A 19,915-nucleotide genomic window follows, 5' to 3' on the forward strand; every position below is an offset into this window, starting at 1 on the left:
GATCGCAGCAAGCCAGGGTTGGTGCAGCGCAAAGCGTCAGGCCGGAGCGGCGGCGAATGCGTCGATATCCGCGAGCACTCTATCCCAGGCCTGCGCGATTTCGGGCGTCCATTCATCGTCAAGCAGATCGCGGAGCGTATCCCTGACGACGGCGAAGAACGCGATGAACAGCTCGCGCGGCGTGCCGTAAGCATCATGCAAGGCGACGTCGCAGGCGATCGGCCAGAAATGCCCGCGGCGCTCACCGGCGAAGTCGAAGATCGCTTCGATCGTCAATGCGAGCATCGATCCCTCGCCAACTCGCTGGCTTCGAGCGGAACATCGCCTGCGCTTGCGCATGCGGCTCGAACAGACGTTGGTAAGCGGGCGGGGTGTGATCGCCGCGCGGTGTCCAGGATTGATCAGAGGCCACGTTCATCGGCAGTTCAGCCGCGCGGGTAAAAAAAGAGCGGGGCCCTGGCCCCGCTCGAAAATTGTGTCGACCCTATTATCCCCGATTCTAAGATTTGCTCTTGATTGACGGGGCGACGCTGCGTTTTGCGCGCCAGGGGCTCCTCCCGAGACTTGGACCACCAGACTCCGACCTCGCGGCGAGCCTGAGCAAGGGGATGCTAGATCAACTTTTCTCACTTGTCATCATTTTCGGCAACGAATGTTCAAAATTCGAGCAATTGAAGAAACGATCGAGCTTCAGGCTACCTAAATATATGACAAATATAAGAAATTTTTGGACAGGCAGGATGGGTCTCCCTGCCTCAAATCGCGAACCGGCGGCGGTGGAGCGCGCCGACCACAGTCTTCGAGAAATTTGCGCTGGGCCAAGCAGGCGGCGGAACTGACCTCGACTCGGCCCTGATCGCAGTGTTTAGTTGACTGACGAACGAATGGTTCGGCGGATGCGCGCTCGGCTACAGAAATTCCTACCCATCGTCCTGCTCGCCCTGGTGATGCAGGTGCTGGCGCCGATTGCCGCGTGCTGGGCGGCCGGCCAGGCTATGGCCGATCCGTTTTCCGCCGCCGTCATCTGCCACAGCGCGAGCGAGCAGGGCGGCGGACCGAACGATCCGACCGGCTCGCCGATCGCGCATGCCGGCGCATGCGCCCTGTGTTGCCTGGCCCAGGCCAACGCGACGCTCGATTCGCAGCCGCGGGTCGCTTTCGCCATACCCTTCCGTCACGCCGAACGTGTGGTGTGGCTCGCGGCGAATGTGTCCGCCATCGCCGCTTACAAGGGTTCGAGCGCCCAGGCTCGCGCACCTCCTCAATTTTCCTGACGTAGCGACAAATCGAACCATTGGCGCGCGCCGTTGCCGTGCCGATGGCGTGCTCAATGGACCGGCCGACGTGCCGGATGTCAGGAATCAAGAGATGTTACGCATTCGTGCGATCAGCCGCGCGAGCTTGCCCGTGCTTTGCGGGCTGGTGTCCTCGATCGGCTCAGACGCGCTGGCCCAGGGTGCGTCGGAAGCGCTTCCCGCGGTGACCGTTGAGGCGGCGCAGCCTTCGCGTCCCAAACCAATCACCCGGCCGTCGCGACTGCGCTCAGCTTCGGCGGGACGCGCAGCCAGACGCGTTGCGCAGAACGCGACCGCCGGCGCGCCGGCCCAAAACCTGGCCGCGTCTACCGGCGCAGCGCGGGCTGGTCTCAATCAGTCGCCGGCCGGCCAGACCGCGACGACCATCGATCGCAGCCAGTTCGACAATCGCCCGGCGTTTTCGGTCAGTGACGTCTTGCGCGACAGCCCGGGCATTTCAATCAAGCAGGGGAATGGTCCCCGTGATTTCGGAATCTCGATTCGTGGCTCCAATGCCCGCAACGGCTTCGCCATCCGCAATCTCGTGATCTTCGAGGACGGCTTCCCGGTGACGCAGCCGGACGGCCTGTCGCGGAGCGACCTCATCGATCCCCACGCCTATGGCGCAATCGACGTGATCCGCGGCCCGTCGTCGGCGCTCTACGGCAACTACGCGACCGGCGGCGCGCTCAATTTTCGGACACGGCCCGGCGGCACGATCGATGGCGTCGAGTATGGCGTCGACGGCGGCAGTTACGGCTACCTCAACAACTATATGGCGGCCGGCAAGAAGGTCGGGAATTTCGAGGGCTCGCTGTTCGCAAGCGACGTGCGGGGCGACGGCTACATCGGCAACAGCTGGTTCAATACGCAGACGGTCAACTTCCTCGGCACGCTGAAGGCGACGCCCGACGATCGTTTCACGGTCAAAATCATCAACAATGATCTCAGCACGCGGTTGCCGATCCGGCAGTCGCTGAACCAGTACGACCTCAACCCGTTCCAGCAGGGATGTGCCACCGCCGCGCCGGGATGCGGTACGGTCAGGCTGTTCAACAACGGCTTCAACGCAACTGCCGGAACCGACACGGAGACGGCCCTGCAGGCCGGGCTCGGCCGCAACGATCGCCGCACCATCGTTGGCGGTCGATGGGAGCACGATTTCGACAACACGATGACCTGGCGCAACCAGTTCGTGTTCGACGACAGGAACATCAGCCAGCCGACCGGACAGACCAGCTCAATCGGAGATTTTCCGTCGTACAACTACATGAGCGATCTCACCAAGCGCGGCGAGATTCTCGGAATGGAGTCGACCGCGTTCTTCGGCGCCTTCTACAATACCCTGACGGCGTCGAGTGATACGCGAAATATGATGCCGGGGGGCAATGCCACCCTCGGCAGGCTCTCGAGCAATCTCTTCAGCGAAACGACCAACTATGGTGTGCGTGCCAGGGAGGAACTCAGGCTGACGACCTCGCTGACGGCGGTCGCCGGCATTGGTTGGGAGGCCACCCTACTGAAGGGGACAAACACCGCGTATGCATACGCGGGTCCGACCGGCATCACCACGACAACCCTGACGACCGCGGACCGGCAGTTTCAAAATGCTGCGCCAGAGTTGGCGCTTCTGTACAATCTCAACAACGAATGGCTCTTCCGCGGACGAGTTGCCACGGGATACGGCACTCCGCAGGTTTCGAACCTCTTCGTCCTTCCGACGGGTTTGTCGGGCAACAATACGCAGCTCCAAACTCAGAAGAATCTAGGCTACGACCTTGGTTTCGATTGGACTCCGAACAACACGCTCAAGCTCAGCGCGACCGGATTCTACGAGTTCTTCCGCAACGAGATCGTCAGTCAGGCGACACCGATCTCCGGCATATCCTATACGTTCAACGCGCCACGGTCGGAGCACCGCGGCATAGAGCTGGCCGCCGACTGGAAGTTCTATCCAGGCTGGCGGTTCATGGCGGCGTATACCTATCTCGACGAGGTCTACACCGAATATGTCGAGAACATCACCAATGGCGCCGTGTTCAGCTTCAACCGGGCAGGCAACAAGATTCCTGGCATCTCCCCCAACGAGCTGACGGCTCGAATTGGCTACGACGAGTTCGCCGGGCCGCTTGCGGGCCTCGGAGGTTTTGTCGAACTCCAGTGGAAGGACTCCTTCTACATGGACAATGCGAATCTGCTGAAGGCGCCCGGCTATGAGCTGGTCAATTTGAACGTTCACTACAAGGCCGATCTGGTGTCGGACACCTTCAGATCGCTAAATCTTTTTCTCGAGGTCAGGAACGTATTCGACCGCACCTACATCGCTTCGGCAAACAACATCGCCAACACGGTGACGGCGGCTGGCCTTCAAAATCCTGCGAGTGTGCTCGCAAACACCACGGGATCGATCTATGCGGGCTCGCCGCGCACCTTTGTTGCAGGTATGAAGGTGGCGTTCAAATGATCCGGGCTCTTGAAGGGAGTAGGGCCATGATCCGAACTGGCTTGCTCGGGATCGTCGCACTCGCATTCTTGCAAGGTGCTGCGCTCGGACAGATGCGGGCTCCGCATGCGTCCGAAGCGGCGTGTGAGGAGCCGACGCTGCGCTGTGCAACCAAGGCGACGCCCGCATTTGCTCCGGACGGAACGCTGTGGCTGGTCTGGATGGCGGGAGGGCAGGTCTCGGTCGCGAGCTCGCAGGATGCGGGCCGCAATTTTTCGGTCCCCGTCCAGGTCACGACGAAGCGGCTGAACCTCGATTGGGGACCGGATGCGCGGCCGAAGATCGTGGTCGATCGCAAGGGCGGCATTGTCGTTGCGTTCTCGATCTTCAGGGACGAAGCCTTCAACGGCCAGGTGCTCTACACGCGTTCGACCGATGGCGGAAAGAGCTTCGCGGAGCTGAAGCCCATCACCGCAAGCAATGAGAGCCAGCGTTTCGAAGCGCTGGCGCTCGATCAGGATGGAACGGTTTTCGCAGCCTGGCTCGACAAGCGCAATCGTGTTCCCGCAAGAGAGGCGGGACGGAAATATGAGGGAGCAGCGCTGTTCTTTTCGTCATCCCGCGATGGCGGCGCCACCTACGCCGACGCCAGTCTCGCACGTGACGGCACCTGCGAATGCTGCCGATTGGGGCTGACGTTCGCGGCGCCCGGGCGGCCGGCCGTGATCTTCAGAAACATATTCGACGGGGGCGTACGCGACCACGCGATCATGACGTTCATCGACGTCTCGACGCCAGGGAAAATCCATAGGGTCAGCAACGACGACTGGCAGATCAATGCCTGCCCGCACCACGGCCCGAGCCTCACCGTTACGCCGAACGGAGCCTACCACGTCGCCTGGTACACGAACGGAAAGGCACGTAAGGGATTGTTCTACGCCCACTCGCGCGACGAAGGTCGCACGTTCTCTGCGCCGATGGCGTTGGGGCGGCCGGATCGCAATCCGACGCGTCCCTTCGTGCTCGCGGGCCCGGCGGAGACAGTGATGGTGTGGAAGGAGTTCGATGGCGAGAAGACAACGGTCCAGATGACGATCTCTCAGGACGATGGCGAGACCTGGTCGTCGCCGAAGGCGATATCGAGCACGACCGACACTTCCGACCATCCCTTGCTCGTCTCCAATGGCGGACAGGTCTACCTGTCATGGATGACGAAAGCGGATGGCTACCGCCTCACAGCGATCGAGGACCAACCATGAGACGTCGATTTGCAGCTATTCTAGGTCTGGGTATCCTGGTCGCATCGGCGTCTGCCCTGGGATCGCCTCCTGGCCTCAAACCGTTCGAACGCGGCACCTGGCAAGGCGTGCTGAGGGGGCATGCAGGTCGTCCGACGCTCGTGCATTTCTGGGGTGTGACCTGCGGGCCCTGCAAGGTCGAGCTGCCGTTGCTCGGGAAATTTGCGAAGGACCATCCCGAAATCGATGTCGTCACGGTCAGCGCGGACCTCGTGCCGAACCTGCCGGCCGCGACGCAATCGATGCTCGACAAGGCGGGGCTGTCGTCGACCGAGAACTTCATCTTCAACGACGGCTTTGTCGAGCGCTTGCGGTTCGAGATCGATCCTGCCTGGCAGGGCGACATCCCTAGGACGATGCTCATCTCTCGCGACGGAATCATCACGACCATCGAGGGCTCCGCCGAAACTTCCGATCTGGAACAATGGTCGGCACAGCAACTCTCGAAACACTGAAGTTCGGTCTGCAAAGGGAATACCGATATGAAGACAAGGTTGAAAGATGTGCTGCTCGCTGCGTTCGCTCTTGCACTCTGCGCAGCACCGGCGATCGCCGACGACGTCAAGGCGGGCGATCTCGTCATCTCGCAGGCGTGGAGCCGTGCGACGCCGGGCGGCGCCAAGGTCGCCGGCGGCTATCTCATCATCGAGAACAAGGGCGCGGCGGCGGACAGGCTGATCGGCGTCTCCGCCGATATCGCTGGGAAGGCCGAGATCCATGAGATGGCGATGGACAACGGCGTGATGAAGATGCGTCCGCTCGACAAGGGGCTCGCGATCGATCCCGGCAAGACGGTGAAGTTCGCGCCCGGAGGCTATCACCTGATGCTCCAGGAGCTGAAGGGCCCGTTCAAGCAGGGCGACAAGGTGCCCGTGACGCTGCAATTCGAGAAAGCCGGCAAGGTCGCCGTTTCTCTCGACGTCCAGGGCGTCGGCGCGCAGGCGCCCGGCGATGCCGGGCACTCGGGTCACATGGACATGAAGAAAATGCCGGATCACTCGGGAATGAAGATGAAATGAGACGGATCCAGGCTCCCCGGAGCCAAAGCAATGCGAGACCGGCGTCAGCGGCTGGATCGAAATCCCGCCCGAGAGGGCCGGCATTCGCGTGAGGTCAAGGCGTCCGCGCCTGGCGTGAATCTCCTGTCAGAAGACTGAGGTGTCCGCTGCGCTCGCGACGCTGCTCTTCATTGCCAGCTTCGCGAGCGGTGCGCATGCGGCGCTCATTCCTTGGGGGCCGCGATCTTGCCGGGCTGCCGCTGCCGGCTTTCGTGACGGTCGCTCTCTGGAACGCCGCCTTTCGCAAGCAACGCCTCAAGCTGAACCTGAAGCCGACGGAAAAATGACGAGGAATTTCGCTGCGTTAGCGGCTTTTCCTCATTCCCGGTCTTGTATTTTCGCTCTCAATCCGGTTTCACTGCGGACGATCACTGATTCCCAGAGTATTACCATGCGGTTGTCGCGGTTCTTTCTGCCCATCCTGAAGGAAAATCCGAAAGAGGCGGAGATCGTCTCGCATCGACTGATGCTGCGCGCCGGCATGATCCGGCAGGAGGCCGCCGGCATCTATGCCTGGCTGCCGCTCGGTTTCCGCGTGCTGAAGAAGATCGAACAGATCGTGCGTGAGGAGCAGGACCGATCCGGCGCGATCGAGGTATTGATGCCGACCTTGCAGCTCGCCGATCTCTGGCGCGAGAGCGGCCGCTACGATGCCTATGGCCCGGAGATGCTGCGCATCGCTGACCGCCACAAGCGCGAGCTGCTGTACGGGCCGACCAACGAGGAAATGATCACCGAGATCTTCCGCGCCTACGTCAAGTCCTACAAGAACCTGCCGCTCAATCTCTATCACATCCAATGGAAGTTCCGCGACGAGCAGCGTCCGCGTTTCGGCGTGATGCGCGGCCGCGAGTTCCTGATGAAGGATGCCTATTCCTTCGACCTCAACGAGGCCGCGGCGCGGGTTGCCTACAACAAGATGTTCGTCGCCTATTTGCGGACGTTCGCGCGGATGGGGCTGAAGGCGATCCCGATGCGCGCCGAGACCGGTCCGATCGGCGGCGATCTCAGCCACGAGTTCATCGTGCTCGCCGAGACTGGCGAATCCGGCGTCTTCATCAATCGCGACGTGCTCGACCTGCCGGTGCCGGGCGAGGATGTCGATTATGAGGGCGACCTGACGCCGATCATCAAGCAATGGACCTCGCTCTATGCGGCGACGGAGGACGTCCACGACGCCGCGCGCTTCCAGCGGGAAGTGCCCGCGGACAAGCGGGTCAACACCCGTGGCATCGAGGTCGGGCAGATCTTCTATTTCGGCACCAAATATTCCGAGCCGATGAAGGCGCTCGTGGCGGGCCCCGACGGTGTCGACGTGCCGATCCATGGCGGCTCCTATGGCGTCGGCGTCTCGCGCCTGTTAGGCGCCATCATCGAGGCCTGCCATGACGATGCCGGGATCAAATGGCCGGAGGCCGTCGCGCCCTTCCGCGTGTCGATTCTCAACCTCAAGCAAGGCGATGCGGCCGTCGACGCGGCCTGCGAGAAGCTCTATGTCGAACTCACGGCCAAGGGCGTCGACGTGCTCTACGACGACACCGATCAGCGCGCCGGCGCCAAATTCGCCGCGGCCGACCTGATCGGCATCCCCTGGCAGATCATGATCGGGCCGAAGGGGCTCGCCGACGGCAAGGTCGAGATCAAACGACGCAGCGACGGCGCGCGCGAGACCATGTCGCCTGCCGACGCGATTGCCCGGCTGGTCGGCTGAATATTGTTCATCGCCCGAGATCGCGGCCGCCAATCCGGCCACAATTGACCCCGAATCATGGGATTATCGAGCGATGGATGAGACCATGACCGAAACCGTGCAAACTGCGCCTTTTGCGCCATTCGAGTGGATGCTGTCGGCGCGCTATCTGCGGGCGCGGCGCAAGGAGGGATTCATCTCGGTCATCGCCGGGTTCTCCTTTCTCGGCATCATGCTCGGCGTTGCGACGTTGATCATCGTCATGGCCGTGATGAACGGCTTCCGCAAAGAGCTGCTCGACAAGATCCTGGGGCTCAACGGCCACATCCTGGTCCAGCCACTGGAATCGCCGCTGACCGACTGGAAGGACGTCGCCGAGCGCATCAGTCAGGTCGAGGGCATCCGCCTCGCGGCGCCCGTCGTGGATGGTCAGGCGCTGGCATCATCGCCGTGGAACGCCTCGGGCGTCCTGGTGCGGGGCATCCGCTCCGACGATCTCAACAACCTCACCTCGATCGCCAAGAACATCAAGCAGGGCTCGCTCGAAGGCTTTGACGACGGGCAGGGCGTCGCGATCGGCCGGCGTCTCGCCGACCAGCTGTCGCTGCATGCCGGCGACAGCGTGACGCTGGTGGCGCCGAAGGGCGCGGTCACACCGATGGGCACGACGCCGCGGATCAAGCCGTACAAGATCGTCGCCGTGTTCGAGATCGGCATGTCCGAATATGATCTCGGCTTCGTGTTCATGCCGCTGGCTGAAGCGCAGGCCTATTTCAACCGCAGCAACGACGTGACCTCGATCGAGGTGTTCACCACCAACCCCGACAAGATCGACGGCTTTCGCAAGGCGGTGACGGAGGCGGCGGGTCGGCCGGTGTTCCTGGTCGATTGGCGGCAGCGCAACTCGACCTTCTTCAATGCACTCCAGGTCGAGCGCAACGTGATGTTCCTGATCCTGACGATGATCGTGCTGGTCGCCGCGCTCAACATCGTCTCCGGCCTGATCATGCTGGTGAAGGACAAGGGCAGCGACATCGCGATCCTGCGCACGATGGGCGCCTCGCAGGGATCGATCATGCGGATCTTCCTGATCACGGGCGCCTCGATTGGCGTGGTCGGCACGCTGGTCGGCTTCTGCGTCGGCCTGGTGATCTGCCTCAACATCGAATCGATCCGGCAATTCCTGTCATGGTTGACCAGCACCGAATTGTTCTCGCCGGAACTCTATTTCCTGTCGAAACTGCCCGCCGAGATCGACGTGGGCGAGACCACGGCCGTCGTCATCATGGCGCTGACGCTGTCGTTCCTGGCGACGCTCTATCCGTCGTGGCGCGCCGCGCGCCTCGATCCCGTCGAAGCGCTGCGGTACGAGTGAGGGGCTGATGGAGCAGCAGCAGGGGGCGGAAGATGTACCGGTCATTTATCTCCACGAGATAAAGCGGCAGTACCTGCAGGGCGAGGTGCCGCTGACGATCCTCGACGGAGCCAATCTGGCGCTGTGGGCAGGCCAATCCGTCGCGCTGGTGGCGCCGTCGGGCTCGGGCAAGTCGACGCTGCTGCATATCGCGGGGCTGCTCGAAGCGCCCGATTCCGGCGAGGTCTATGTCTCGGGCGCGCCGACCTCTCAGCTGCCCGACATCGAGCGCACGCAGCTTCGCCGCACCGACATCGGCTTCGTCTACCAGTCGCACCGGCTGCTGCCGGAGTTCTCGGCGCTCGAGAACGTCATGCTGCCGCAGATGATCCGCGGCCTGAAGAAGTCCGAGAGCGTCAAGCGCGCCAAGGAGATCCTGGGCTATCTCGGCCTCGGCGACCGCATCACCCACCGCCCGGCCGAGCTGTCCGGCGGCGAGCAGCAGCGTGTTGCGATCGCGCGTGCGGTCGCCAACGCGCCGCGCGTGCTGTTTGCGGACGAGCCGACCGGCAATCTCGACCCGCACACGGCGGATCACGTGTTTCAGGCTCTGATGCAGCTGGTCAAGGCGACGCGGGTGTCGATGCTGATCGCGACCCACAACATGGAGCTCGCCGGCCGCATGGACCGGCGCGTCTCGCTCTCGAACGGCCAGGTGGTCGAGCTCGACTAGCAGAACTGCGAAAACAACCCCATGCACAGTAGCCAAGTGCTTGGCGGAACTGACGCAAAAATCGGCGACGGCGCTCGGCCACCGCCTGAGGGCTCAAGGCCTGATCACGGTCAATTTGAACGGCCCGCCATTGGCGGCGGCGTGCTCGACCGCCGCATTGGCATGGTCGAGGTCGAAGGCCGTGGTCTCGTACGCGTCGAGCCGCAGCAGCCCCGCGCGGACCAGCGCGATCAGACGACTCGCCGCATCCGGCGGGTACATCCAGACGCCGTGGATGCCGATGCAGTTGCGCATGATCCAGGGGTAGGGCAGCTCTAGGCCCGCGCCGCCCGCCATGCCGACGCCGCCCATCAGCACGACGCGGCCATAAGCGCGCACCGTCATGACCGCCGCGCGCACGACGGTCGGGCTCACCGAAGGCGGCATGATGTCGAACACACAGTCGATCGGGCCCGGTGCGGCGCGCTTCATGCTCTCGCGGTCGTCGTCCTCGTTGCCGGTGAGCCTGACCGGCTTCACGCGGTCGCCGAAGCGACGGACGAGGTCGGCGAGGATCTTTTCGTTGCGGCCCGGCGCCACCACGCAGGCTGCGCCCATCGCCAGCGCAACGGATACTGCCGCGCTGCCGAAATTGCCGGTGGCGCCGCTCACCAGCACGGTCTCGCCGGCTTGAAGATTTGCAGCGAGGAAGCCGCCATAAGGCACCAGCAGCGTCCCCAGCGCGCACCAACGCGTCGCTTCCTCCGACGTGATCGCGCCGAGGCGTTTGACGTTCTCGGTCGGCAGGCGCATCTGCTCGGCGAAGGAGCCATGGCGAAAGTGCTGTTGCAGAAGCATGCCGCCGGGCCCGGCGGCGGTCAGCCCCTGCAGAGCGATATCGGGCGCAACGGAGTCATCGCGCGAGCGCACAGTCGGGTCGCAGAACACCCAGTCGCCAATGGCAAGCCTGGTCGCGTCCGGACCGATCGCGCGGACCCGGCCGATGCCGCCGGGGCCCGGCACGATCGGCAGGTCGAGCGCATAATTGCGCGTCCCGTCGAGGACCTCGTTCATGTAGGACAGCACGCGCGTGGCGACGACGTCGACGATCACCTCGCCGGTGCCGATGGCTGGGTCCGGAACGTCTTCGATCACGAGCGGCGATCCAAAGGACTTGAGTACGGCAGCTTTCATGATGTTCACCTCAAGGTCGGGTGAAGCCCTATGCGCCGCCTTGGAGGGGACAGGAAGGCCTGGTATTATCCTAGCATTCTACAGGCCCTCCATTGCAGGAGCTCGTCATGGCCGATCCACGCCGGGTTGAATTCGGCGACTTCCTGAGGTCCCGCCGCGAAAAGCTGTCGCCGAAGACCGTCGGGCTTCCGATGGGCCGGCGCCGGCGCACCGCGGGGCTGCGTCGCGAGGAGGTCGCGCAGCTCGCCGGCATCGGCGTCGACTGGTACATCCGCCTCGAGCAGGGCCGCACCGTCAGCCCGTCCGTCACCACGATCGACGCACTGGCCCGCGCGCTGCGTCTCAGCAAGACCGAGCATGCGCACCTGAAGGCGCTGGCGCGCGACGGCGACAAGCGCGCGTTCAGGCGCGAAATCGTGCCGGCGCCGATCCAGCGGATGATCGAGAGCCTGCACCAGCCGGCCTACGTCACCGGCCGGCGCTGGGACGTGCTGGCCTGGAACGACGCGGCCGAGGACGTCTTCGCCTTCGGGCGATTGCCCGAGCAGGATCGCAACACGCTGCTCCTCATGATGACCAACAAGCAGACGCGAAAATCCTACGGCGGCGGCTGGGCGGACGTCGCCAAGGCCATGGTGGCGATGTTTCGCGCAACCCACGACATCTGGGCCGGCGATCCCGCCTTCACGGAATTGCTCACGCGACTGCGCAAGGGCAGTCCGGAATTCGTCAAATGGTGGGAGGCGCACGACATCCGCAGCACCATCTCGGGCCGCAAGACCATGAACCATCCGGCCAAAGGCGTGCTGCACTTCGAGCACACCAGCTTCCAGGCCAACGACGATCCCGCGCTGAAGCTCGTGATCTATACGCCGGTGTAGGACGGAGACTGATTCAATAGAGCGTCTCGCTTCGAAGCCAATCCGGCCTTCGAATACGACCGGTGCAGATCTCGTTCCGAGCACAATTCGAACGTGGAGCGCCTTCAGCCGGATCCCAAGGGCCAGGGAACCCAGGTGTCACCCAGCGGTTAATTGGTCGGCCAGTCGACATCGACGTCAGGTCGGCCTGCCCCGAATCGAAGTGAACTGCGCAACGCGGAATACAGTTTCATCAGTCTATTGAATGGAGGCAGGGAAGTGTCCGGGGAAGACCGATGACGACAGCGACCGGGCTGCGCTCGGCCGACCGGAATGCCGTCTTAGCCACCCTCGGCGACTACATTCGAGAAATCGGCAACCCCGACGATCTCGCCTATGCCGCGGCTGAGCTGCTTGGCCGCAGCCTCAATGTCAGCCGGGCAGGTTACGGCACCGTTGATACCTCCGCCGAAACGATCACTATCGTTCGCGACTGGAACGCTCCCGGGATCTCAAGCCTGGCCGGCGTGCTGCGCTTTCGCGACTACGGCAGCTATATCGAGGATTTGAAGCGGGGCGAAACGGTCATCTGCGCCGATGCCGAAAAAGATCCTCGCATCGGCGACCGCGCCCGAGCTCTCGAGGCGATCTCTGCACGCGCGCTCGTCAACATGCCGATCTCCGAGCCCGACGGGGTCGTGGCGCTGTTGTACCTCAACAATGCCGCACCGCGCGAATGGAGCCCTGAAGAGCTGGAGCTCATCCGCGATGTTGCCGAGCGCACGCGCACCGCGGTCGAACGCCGCCGTGCGGAAACGGCCGTGCGCGAGAACGAAGCCCGGCTGCTCTTCCTTGACGCCCTCAACAAGGAGACGGCCAAGATCCGCGATGCCGACGGCGTGATGGCGGTGACGACGAGAATGGTCGGTGAGCATCTCGGCGTCTCGAACTGCGCCTATGCCGACATGGATCCTGATCAGGACGGCTTCACCATACGGGGAGACTGGGCAGCCCCCGGTGCGATGCACATCCTGGGGCACTATAGCCTTGCTGACTTCGGTGAGAAGGCGGTGCGAGAGCTGAGCGCCGGCAGGCCCCTCGTCATCAACGACAATCTGAAGGAGATCGCGCCGGAGGAAGCCGCGGCTTTCCAGCGCATCGGCATAGGTTCGACGATTTGCATGCCCCTGGTGAAGGAGGGGCGACTGACTGCCTTGATGGCGATACATCACCGGGGCCCGCATCTCTGGACGCCACGGGAGCTTGCTTTGCTCACCGAGGTGACGGAGCGATCATGGGCGCACATCGAGCGCGTCCGGTCGGAGCAGGCAGCCCGGGAAGCGGCCGAACGGCTGGTCCTCGCGAACAGGGCGGCGGGCATCGGCACCTGGGACTACGATCCACTCAACGACGTTCTCCGATGGGATAGCCGCTGCAAGGAGGTGTTCGGTCTCCGTCCGGACGCCGACGTCAGCTATGAAGCGTCGTTCCTGAAGGGCATTCATCCCGACGACAGGCAGCGCGCCCATGAGGCCGTATCGGCAGCCCTGAAGCCCCATTCTCCGGCGAGCTACAACATCGAATACCGAACTGTTGGTATTGAGGACGGCGTCGAGCGCTGGATCGCCGCCACTGGTCGCGCAATTTTTTCCGGAGGCCAGGCTACGCGCTTCATTGGGACGGTGCTGGATATCTCCGCACAAAAGAAAACCGAACGTCATCTCAGGATCCTCAACGATACGGGGACATCGGTTGCCCGCGAGCGCGATCTCGAGAAGATCGTTCAGATCGTGACAGACGCCGGCGTCGAGCTGACGGCTGCTCAATTCGGAGCCTTCTTCTACAACGTCCTGGCAGCGGACGGCGGCAGCTACATGCTGTACTCGCTGTCCGGCGCACCCCGATCCGCTTTCGAAAACTTCCCAATGCCGCGCAACACCGCCGTGTTCGAGCCGACGTTCAAGGGCACGGGCGTGGTGAGGTCGGACGACATTCTGCAGGACCCGCGCTATGGCAGGAATGCGCCGCGCAAAGGCATGCCCGAGGGCCATCTTCCGGTCCGCTCCTACCTGGCGGTCCCCGTGGTCTCGCGAAGCGGCGAAGTGCTCGGTGGGCTTTTCTTCGGCCACGCGGAGGTAGGTAAGTTCCACGAAGAGCATGAGGCCGCATTGCTCGGCATTGCCGGTCATGCCGCGACGGCCATAGACAACGCTCGGCTCTTGACCAAGCTCGAGACGCTCAATGCCGAACTGGAGCAACGTGTCGCCGACGAGATAGGCGAGCGCATGAAGGCCGAGGAGCAATTGCGGCAATCGCAGAAGATGGAAGCCGTCGGGCAATTGACGGGAGGCATTGCCCACGACTTCAACAATATGCTGGCTGTGATACTGGGAGGCCTGAATCTTGCAAAGCGGCGGCTCAGCAAAGGAGAGGTCAGTGTTGAGCGCTTCATCGAGGGTGCCATTGACGGCGCAAACCGCGCAGCCACTTTGACGCAAAGGTTGCTCGCGTTCTCGCGTCAGCAGCCTCTTGCGCCGGAAGTCCTGGACGTCAACAGGATGGTCGGCGGGATGAGTGAGTTGCTCGAGCGATCGCTTGGCGAGCTGGTCCACCTCGAATCGGTCCTCGCTGCGGGTCTCTGGCGCGTCAAAGCCGACCCCGCCCAGCTGGAAAGCGCGGTCATCAATCTCGCGGTGAATGCGCGTGATGCCATGCCGAAGGGCGGCAGGCTGACAATCGAAACCAGCAACGCTTCGATAGATCGAAAATATGCCCGCGAATACGCCCTGGCACCCGGGCAATACGTTCTGATTGCCGTGACGGACAACGGCACGGGAATTCCGGCCGAGATGCTGGGAAAGGTCTTCGATCCGTTCTTCACGACCAAGGTCGTCGGCAAGGGCACCGGCCTCGGACTAAGTCAGGTCTACGGCTTCGTGCGGCAGTCGGGCGGCCATGTCAAAATCTACTCGGAAGTCGACGTCGGCACGACCGTGAAGATCTACCTTCCACGTATCATCGGCGAGGAGGCAATCGCGGACTCCGCGCGCGGAGTCATCCATCCAGGCGCAAGCCATCAGAACGAGACGATTCTCGTCGTGGAAGACGACGAGCGTGTCCGCAGCATCTCATCCGAAAGCCTGCGCGAGCTCGGCTATAGCGTCATCGAAGCTGCGAGCGCCAGAGAGGCGATCAGGACGATCGAAAACGGCACCATTCCGGATCTGCTGTTCACGGATGTCGTCATGCCCGAAATGACCGGGGCTGAACTCGCGGCAGAGCTGTCGAAACGACATCCGGGCTTGAAGGTGTTGTTTACCACCGGCTATACGCGCAATGCGATCGTCCACAACGGCGTGCTCGACGCCGGCAAGCATCTGCTGTCCAAGCCCTTTGCGATCGAAGACCTGGCCGCCAAAATTCGCAATCTGCTCGACGAGAGTTGAGAGCGTCGCGTCAGACGCCCTTCGATTCGAAGCACGCCGGCTTCCAAAGCGAATGGCTTCAGGTTGAATCGATCGCCGCGGGCATCGAGCTTCATCCCATTGCGCTTTGCGGCGATGTCGATCCGGCGGTGAAGCTCGTACCCGACGATCTTCGGATAGATATGTCCCCTTGCATGTCGCCTTCAGAGGGCGCTGTCCCGGCTTTCGCCAGAAGACCTTTGAGGAATATGCCGACGCGCATTGATCACGTCAGTCGATCGATGATCTGAAGGAGCCGACCGCAGGACGCCTCGATCTTCTTGAGAGGAGACATTGCGACGCCGAGCAACAATCCCGGGCGCGCAGAAGCATGCGTCGCAGACCAGAGCGATAGCGGCGTAGGCGCGAGGCCAAGCCGTGCCGCTTCCCTGGCGATGGCCAGATCGGGTGCTCCCTCCGGCAAGCGCAGGATCGCAGCCAATCCGGCAATCGCAACGTTTGCAGTGCGCGGGCGCAGGTATTTCAGCAAACCATCGGCTTGCGTTGCGTAGATCCGTTTGGTGCGCCGAAGATGCCGGAGATAATGGCCGTCGCTCATGAAATCAGCCAGCGCAAGCTGCACCGCGCGTCCAGGCGCAGGCGCGAGGCACGCCGCAACTTCGGCGAATCGCGACGCCAGAGCGGCGGGTGCAACCACAAAGCCCAGTCGCAGGGCCGGCGTCACGGTCTTGCTGAAAGTTCCTATGTGAATGACGCGACCGGCGCGGTCGAGCGAGGCAAGCGCCGGTGTCGCCCGGCCCTCGAGCTGAAGCTCGCTCAGATAGTCATCCTCGATCACCCACGCCTTGCTTTGCGTGGCCCAGTCGAGCAGGCGTGAGCGTCTTGCCAGCGACAATGTCGCTCCGAGCGGCGCCTGCTGACCCGGCGTCACGACCACCAGTGCGGCATCAGGAGCATGCTTCAGGCCGAAATCGACATCGATGCCGTCGGCATCAACGGGGATCGGCACGATCGATGATCGCGCAAGCGTGAGGCCGTGCCGGGTGAACGGAAAGCCCGGGTCCTCCATCCAGGCCTTCTTCTGCTCGAGGCCGAGGACGCGGAGCGTCAGGCCAAGGCCGCCGCTGAAACCGCCGGTGATGATGATCTGGAAGGGCGCGCATTCGATTCCGCGCGCCAGCGCGAGGTAGGCCGCGATCTCGCGCCGCAACGCCGGCTCGCCGCGCGGATCAGGATAGATCGCCGGTGCGCTCGTCTCGATACGGACCGCCCGCGCGCGTATCCGCGCCAGCAACGTCGCGGGAAGCGTCTCCTGCGCAGGCACGCCCATCTGGAAGATCGCCGGGCCAGCCGTGAGCTCCTGGTACATCTCCATGAACGAGCCCGGGGCAGGAGACTTGTCCCGCCGCACCGGAAGGCGCGGCCGGTCCGCGACATGTGTTCCAGTCGCGCGGCTTGCGACGATCAGTTGGGCGGCTGAGAGCTTTTCGTATGCGACGCGCACGGTGCCGCGCGCGACGCCGAGCTGAGCGGCCAGATCCTGCCAGGAGGGCAGGCGCGCGCCCGGGGCGAGCACGCCGCTCTCGATGGCGGCCCTGATTCCCCTGTGGATCTGCTCGGCCAACGGCGTCTTCGCAAATCGATCCAGGTCCAGGCGCAACGGCTTGGTCATGCCTGCTTGGTACACGATTTTTGTGCATTCTTGGTGCTTTTTCGTGGACCAGAGCAGGGGCACCTAAAGGGCAACGGGGAGTGTTCGTCCCTCCGATCGTGAAGGAGCAAGCAGATGAGTGAACGTCTCGACTACAACCACGTTGCACCGGCAGGCGCGAAGGCGCTGGGCGGTGTCTACGGCTACGTCATGCAGAGCGGGCTTCCCGCGACGCTGGTCACCCTGGTCTATCTCCGTGTGTCGCAGATCAACAACTGCGCCTATTGCCTCGACATGCATACGCGCGACCTGCTCAAGAGTGGCGTGAAGATCGAAAAGCTGGCGCTGGTGCAGGCGTGGGCGGAGGCAGGCGATCTCTTCGACGAGCGCGAGCGCGCCGCCCTTGCATGGGCCGAGACGGTCACCCGCGTCACCGAGACCAGCGTTCCAGATGATGCTTATCGAGCCGCCCGCAAGATCTTCAATGAGCGCGAGCTCGTCGATCTCACGATCGCGATCAGCCTGATGAATGCATACAATCGCATGTCGACCAGCTTCCGGAAAACGCCGCAGGCCGTGCTCGCGAGTGCCGCCTGACGACGAATGACATCGGCCGAAACAGAAAGCAGGAGCCTGAAAATGACGAGCGTGATCTCCGGCGTCAAAATTCCCGACAGTCAATTGGCGCGCGAGGCTGCCGAACTGGTGCGCAGTTACGAAGGCGAGATGTTGTTCAACCATTCGGTTCGCGTCTACATATTCGGCGCGATCAAGGGGCTGCGTCAGAAGCTGAAGTTCGATCCCGAGCTGCTGTATGTCGCGGCGCTGTTTCACGACCTCGGTCTCGTCGATCGCTACCACACCGAGACCAAGCGATTTGAGGTCGACGGCGCCGACGCCGCGCGCGACTTTCTGCGGGCGCGCGGCATTGCCGAGCCGCAGTCCGACCTGGTGTGGGAAGCAATCGCGCTACACACCACCCCCGGCATTCCGCAATATATGAGACCGGAGATCGCGCTCACCAACGCAGGCGTCCTGGTGGACGTCGTGGGCATTGGATATGACGAGTACACGCCGGAGCAGCGCGACCAGGTGATCTCCGCGTACCCGCGCGGCGACTTCAAGAACGAGTTCCTGAAGGTGCAGACCTGCTCAGCGCTGAAGAAGCCGCAGACGACGTTCGGGACCGTCAATTTCGATTACATCGAAGATCACGATCCGAGCTTCCGCAAGCCGAACGCGTGCACACGCATCCGCAACACGCCCTGGCAAAGTTGAGGCGACGCAGCCGCCCCGTCACGGGATGCCTGGCATCAGCCAAACGGTTGATCATCCGGCGGGGCGTCTCGGGCGGTGAGGGGGCGCCGGTTTGCTTGACGGAAAATATGGATTCACCACGCAACTCGCGGAGCGCCCGACGGCGAGATAGCGGCACTGCGCGAGCGATGCGTAGCGGCAGTCGAAATAGCCGACGGGCCCGTAGATCTGCATGCAGACCGGATAGCTCGGATCGTAGGTCTGTGCATGCGCAAGTCCGCCGGCCAAGAGCTGGGCGATCGCGATGAGCGCGAGGCGGGCCCGGCGCATCTCAGCGTGGCAGGAAATAGCCGGGCGTCTGCGCGCGCGGACGATTCTGATACGCGTATGGATCGTCGCTTTGTCCGACGAAATACGGATTGGCGATGCAGGTCAGCGCGCGACCGGATGCGCTCTCCTGACATTGCGCGTACGTGTCGAACCTGCAATTGCTGAGTCCCGGCCATTCATCACCGGTGAGGCAGAATGGATGATTTTTGCCGAATGCGTGCGCCGGGGTGCTTGCACCTGATGCGAACGCAAATGTGGCGAATGCGAGCGAAAATGTGGCGACAATGGGCAACGGAACTCGACCGCGCATTTCGATTCTCCAATCACGCGAATGTGCGCGCGATGCCGGTACGCGCACGTGCAGTTTATGTCCTCTAGTCGACATTGGAACTCGTGAAAACCCTTGTTTCATAGGGTTTCCGCACACCTGCTGATAAACATTCGTTAATCAGCGAGGTCCTTTGGACCTAACTGTTGCGTCGCGGTTACAGCAATTCCGTCGTCCACTGCTAAGACATTGCGCACGGCCCGGGGGCCTACTGAAGAAACTGGAACGGGAATCAAATGAAGAAGAGTTTGTTGCTTGCCGCTGTCAGCCTCGTCGCGCTCAGCGCGGCTGCACCGGCGATGGCTGCTGACCTCGCGGCGCGGCCCTACACCAAAGCTCCGCCGGCGGCGATCGCAGCCGTGTACGACTGGAGCGGCTTCTACATCGGCGTCAACGGTGGCGGCGGTTCGGCGGATACGTCGTGGGACCTCGTCAACTTCGGTCCGGAAGGTTCGCACAACTCGACCGGCGGGACGGTCGGTGGCCAGATCGGCTATCGCTGGCAGACTGGCCAGTTCGTTTTCGGTGTGGAAGGCCAGGGCAACTGGGCCGACTTCTCGGGCGACAACATCAGCCTGATCGCCCCCGGCAATCGTAACCGGACCAGGATGGACGCATTTGGGCTCATCACCGGTCAGGTTGGCTATGCCTGGAACAACGTCCTGCTCTACGTGAAGGGCGGTGCGGCTGTCGTCAGCAACAAGTACGACGTCTACAGCGTTGCCACGGGTGCAAACCTCGATAACGCGGACGAGACCCGCTGGGGCGGCACGGTTGGCGCAGGCCTGGAGTTCGGTTTCGCTCCGAACTGGACGGTCGGTGTCGAGTACAACCACATCTTCCTCGGCGACCAGAATGTCACGTTCGCCAGTGGTGCGGTCAACCGCATCAAGCAGGACGTCGATATGGGCCTCGTCCGCCTGAACTACAAGTTCGGCGGCCCGCTGATGGCTCGCTACTAAGACAGCTCGCTCAACGCGAGCGGCTGACGAAAGCCCCGGCTTCGGCCGGGGCTTTTTT

Annotated in this window: 19 protein-coding genes; 14 read left to right on the forward strand and 5 right to left on the reverse strand. The window is 62.9% G+C overall.

The window, feature by feature from the left end; translation table 11 throughout:
* Nucleotides 1-36: 36 nt before the first annotated feature.
* On the reverse strand, nucleotides 37-285 hold the full coding sequence (locus EHH60_RS03590) for a globin (protein ID WP_349629044.1): 249 nt from the start codon (nucleotides 283-285) through the stop codon (nucleotides 37-39).
* A 599-nt stretch (nucleotides 286-884) separates the two neighbouring features.
* Here EHH60_RS03590 and EHH60_RS03595 point away from each other — a divergent pair.
* The 9 genes from EHH60_RS03595 to EHH60_RS03630 all read left to right on the forward strand — a co-directional run bounded on the left by EHH60_RS03595 (nucleotide 885) and on the right by EHH60_RS03630 (nucleotide 9,871).
* Complete coding sequence (locus EHH60_RS03595; RefSeq protein WP_124158083.1) at nucleotides 885-1,274, forward strand: DUF2946 domain-containing protein; 390 nt, start codon at nucleotides 885-887, stop codon at nucleotides 1,272-1,274.
* Between the two features lie 94 nt (nucleotides 1,275-1,368).
* Nucleotides 1,369-3,759, forward strand: coding sequence for a TonB-dependent receptor family protein (locus EHH60_RS03600; RefSeq protein ID WP_124158084.1), 2,391 nt, complete (start codon nucleotides 1,369-1,371; stop codon nucleotides 3,757-3,759).
* A gap of 26 nt (nucleotides 3,760-3,785) precedes the next feature.
* On the forward strand, nucleotides 3,786-4,997 hold the full coding sequence (locus EHH60_RS03605) for a sialidase family protein (protein WP_124158085.1): 1,212 nt from the start codon (nucleotides 3,786-3,788) through the stop codon (nucleotides 4,995-4,997).
* Entirely contained in the window at nucleotides 4,994-5,491 is a 498-nt protein-coding gene (locus EHH60_RS03610) for a TlpA family protein disulfide reductase (protein ID WP_124158086.1), read from the forward strand. Before EHH60_RS03605 ends, EHH60_RS03610 begins: the two co-directional genes overlap by 4 nt.
* Before the next feature lie 27 nt (nucleotides 5,492-5,518).
* On the forward strand, nucleotides 5,519-6,055 hold the full coding sequence (locus tag EHH60_RS03615; protein WP_124158087.1) for a copper chaperone PCu(A)C: 537 nt from the start codon (nucleotides 5,519-5,521) through the stop codon (nucleotides 6,053-6,055).
* A 194-nt stretch (nucleotides 6,056-6,249) separates the two neighbouring features.
* Nucleotides 6,250-6,381: a hypothetical protein gene (locus EHH60_RS38530; protein ID WP_283811792.1), complete on the forward strand. Its 132-nt coding sequence runs from the start codon at nucleotides 6,250-6,252 to the stop codon at nucleotides 6,379-6,381.
* A 104-nt stretch (nucleotides 6,382-6,485) separates the two neighbouring features.
* Entirely contained in the window at nucleotides 6,486-7,805 is a 1,320-nt protein-coding gene (gene proS, locus EHH60_RS03620) for a proline--tRNA ligase (RefSeq protein ID WP_124158088.1), read from the forward strand.
* Nucleotides 7,806-7,878: 73 nt separating this feature from the next.
* Complete coding sequence (locus tag EHH60_RS03625; RefSeq protein WP_124158089.1) at nucleotides 7,879-9,159, forward strand: lipoprotein-releasing ABC transporter permease subunit; 1,281 nt, start codon at nucleotides 7,879-7,881, stop codon at nucleotides 9,157-9,159.
* Nucleotides 9,160-9,166: 7 nt separating this feature from the next.
* Complete coding sequence (locus EHH60_RS03630; RefSeq protein WP_061879531.1) at nucleotides 9,167-9,871, forward strand: ABC transporter ATP-binding protein; 705 nt, start codon at nucleotides 9,167-9,169, stop codon at nucleotides 9,869-9,871.
* A 93-nt stretch (nucleotides 9,872-9,964) separates the two neighbouring features.
* Here the strand turns inward: EHH60_RS03630 and EHH60_RS03635 are convergent, their stop codons facing one another.
* Complete coding sequence (locus tag EHH60_RS03635) at nucleotides 9,965-11,044, reverse strand: zinc-binding dehydrogenase (protein WP_199751273.1); 1,080 nt, start codon at nucleotides 11,042-11,044, stop codon at nucleotides 9,965-9,967.
* A 107-nt stretch (nucleotides 11,045-11,151) separates the two neighbouring features.
* On the opposite strand from EHH60_RS03635, the gene EHH60_RS03640 reads away from it, so the two are divergent.
* Both EHH60_RS03640 and EHH60_RS03645 read left to right on the forward strand, forming a co-directional pair.
* Entirely contained in the window at nucleotides 11,152-11,925 is a 774-nt protein-coding gene (locus tag EHH60_RS03640) for a helix-turn-helix transcriptional regulator (protein WP_124158091.1), read from the forward strand.
* A gap of 275 nt (nucleotides 11,926-12,200) precedes the next feature.
* A complete protein-coding gene (locus tag EHH60_RS03645) occupies nucleotides 12,201-15,350 on the forward strand; it encodes a GAF domain-containing hybrid sensor histidine kinase/response regulator (protein ID WP_124158092.1) in 3,150 nt (1,049 codons plus the stop codon).
* Between the two features lie 244 nt (nucleotides 15,351-15,594).
* Here EHH60_RS03645 and pdxR read toward each other — a convergent pair whose 3' ends face one another.
* Nucleotides 15,595-17,001: a MocR-like pyridoxine biosynthesis transcription factor PdxR gene (gene pdxR / locus EHH60_RS03650; protein WP_199751274.1), complete on the reverse strand. Its 1,407-nt coding sequence runs from the start codon at nucleotides 16,999-17,001 to the stop codon at nucleotides 15,595-15,597.
* Between the two features lie 114 nt (nucleotides 17,002-17,115).
* On the opposite strand from pdxR, the gene EHH60_RS03655 reads away from it, so the two are divergent.
* Complete coding sequence (locus EHH60_RS03655; RefSeq protein WP_124158094.1) at nucleotides 17,116-17,577, forward strand: carboxymuconolactone decarboxylase family protein; 462 nt, start codon at nucleotides 17,116-17,118, stop codon at nucleotides 17,575-17,577.
* A 42-nt stretch (nucleotides 17,578-17,619) separates the two neighbouring features.
* Nucleotides 17,620-18,258 carry an HD domain-containing protein gene (locus EHH60_RS03660; RefSeq protein ID WP_124158095.1) on the forward strand — a complete coding sequence of 213 codons (639 nt, stop codon included), beginning with the start codon at nucleotides 17,620-17,622 and terminating at the stop codon, nucleotides 18,256-18,258.
* Nucleotides 18,259-18,309: 51 nt separating this feature from the next.
* Here the strand turns inward: EHH60_RS03660 and EHH60_RS03665 are convergent, their stop codons facing one another.
* Together EHH60_RS03665 and EHH60_RS03670 are read right to left on the reverse strand one after the other, a co-directional pair.
* Nucleotides 18,310-18,567, reverse strand: a complete 258-nt coding sequence (locus EHH60_RS03665; protein WP_124158096.1) for a DUF3551 domain-containing protein — start codon at nucleotides 18,565-18,567, stop codon at nucleotides 18,310-18,312.
* A 1-nt stretch (nucleotide 18,568) separates the two neighbouring features.
* Nucleotides 18,569-18,877 (reverse strand): DUF3551 domain-containing protein, encoded by a 309-nt coding sequence (locus tag EHH60_RS03670; protein WP_124158097.1) that lies wholly within the window; start codon nucleotides 18,875-18,877, stop codon nucleotides 18,569-18,571.
* A gap of 254 nt (nucleotides 18,878-19,131) precedes the next feature.
* Here EHH60_RS03670 and EHH60_RS03675 point away from each other — a divergent pair, with 254 nt between their 5' ends.
* Nucleotides 19,132-19,857 (forward strand): outer membrane protein, encoded by a 726-nt coding sequence (locus EHH60_RS03675; protein ID WP_124158098.1) that lies wholly within the window; start codon nucleotides 19,132-19,134, stop codon nucleotides 19,855-19,857.
* Nucleotides 19,858-19,915: the final 58 nt, after the last annotated feature.

The organism is Bradyrhizobium sp. RP6 (assembly GCF_003837805.1).
Lineage (GTDB): Bacteria > Pseudomonadota > Alphaproteobacteria > Rhizobiales > Xanthobacteraceae > Bradyrhizobium.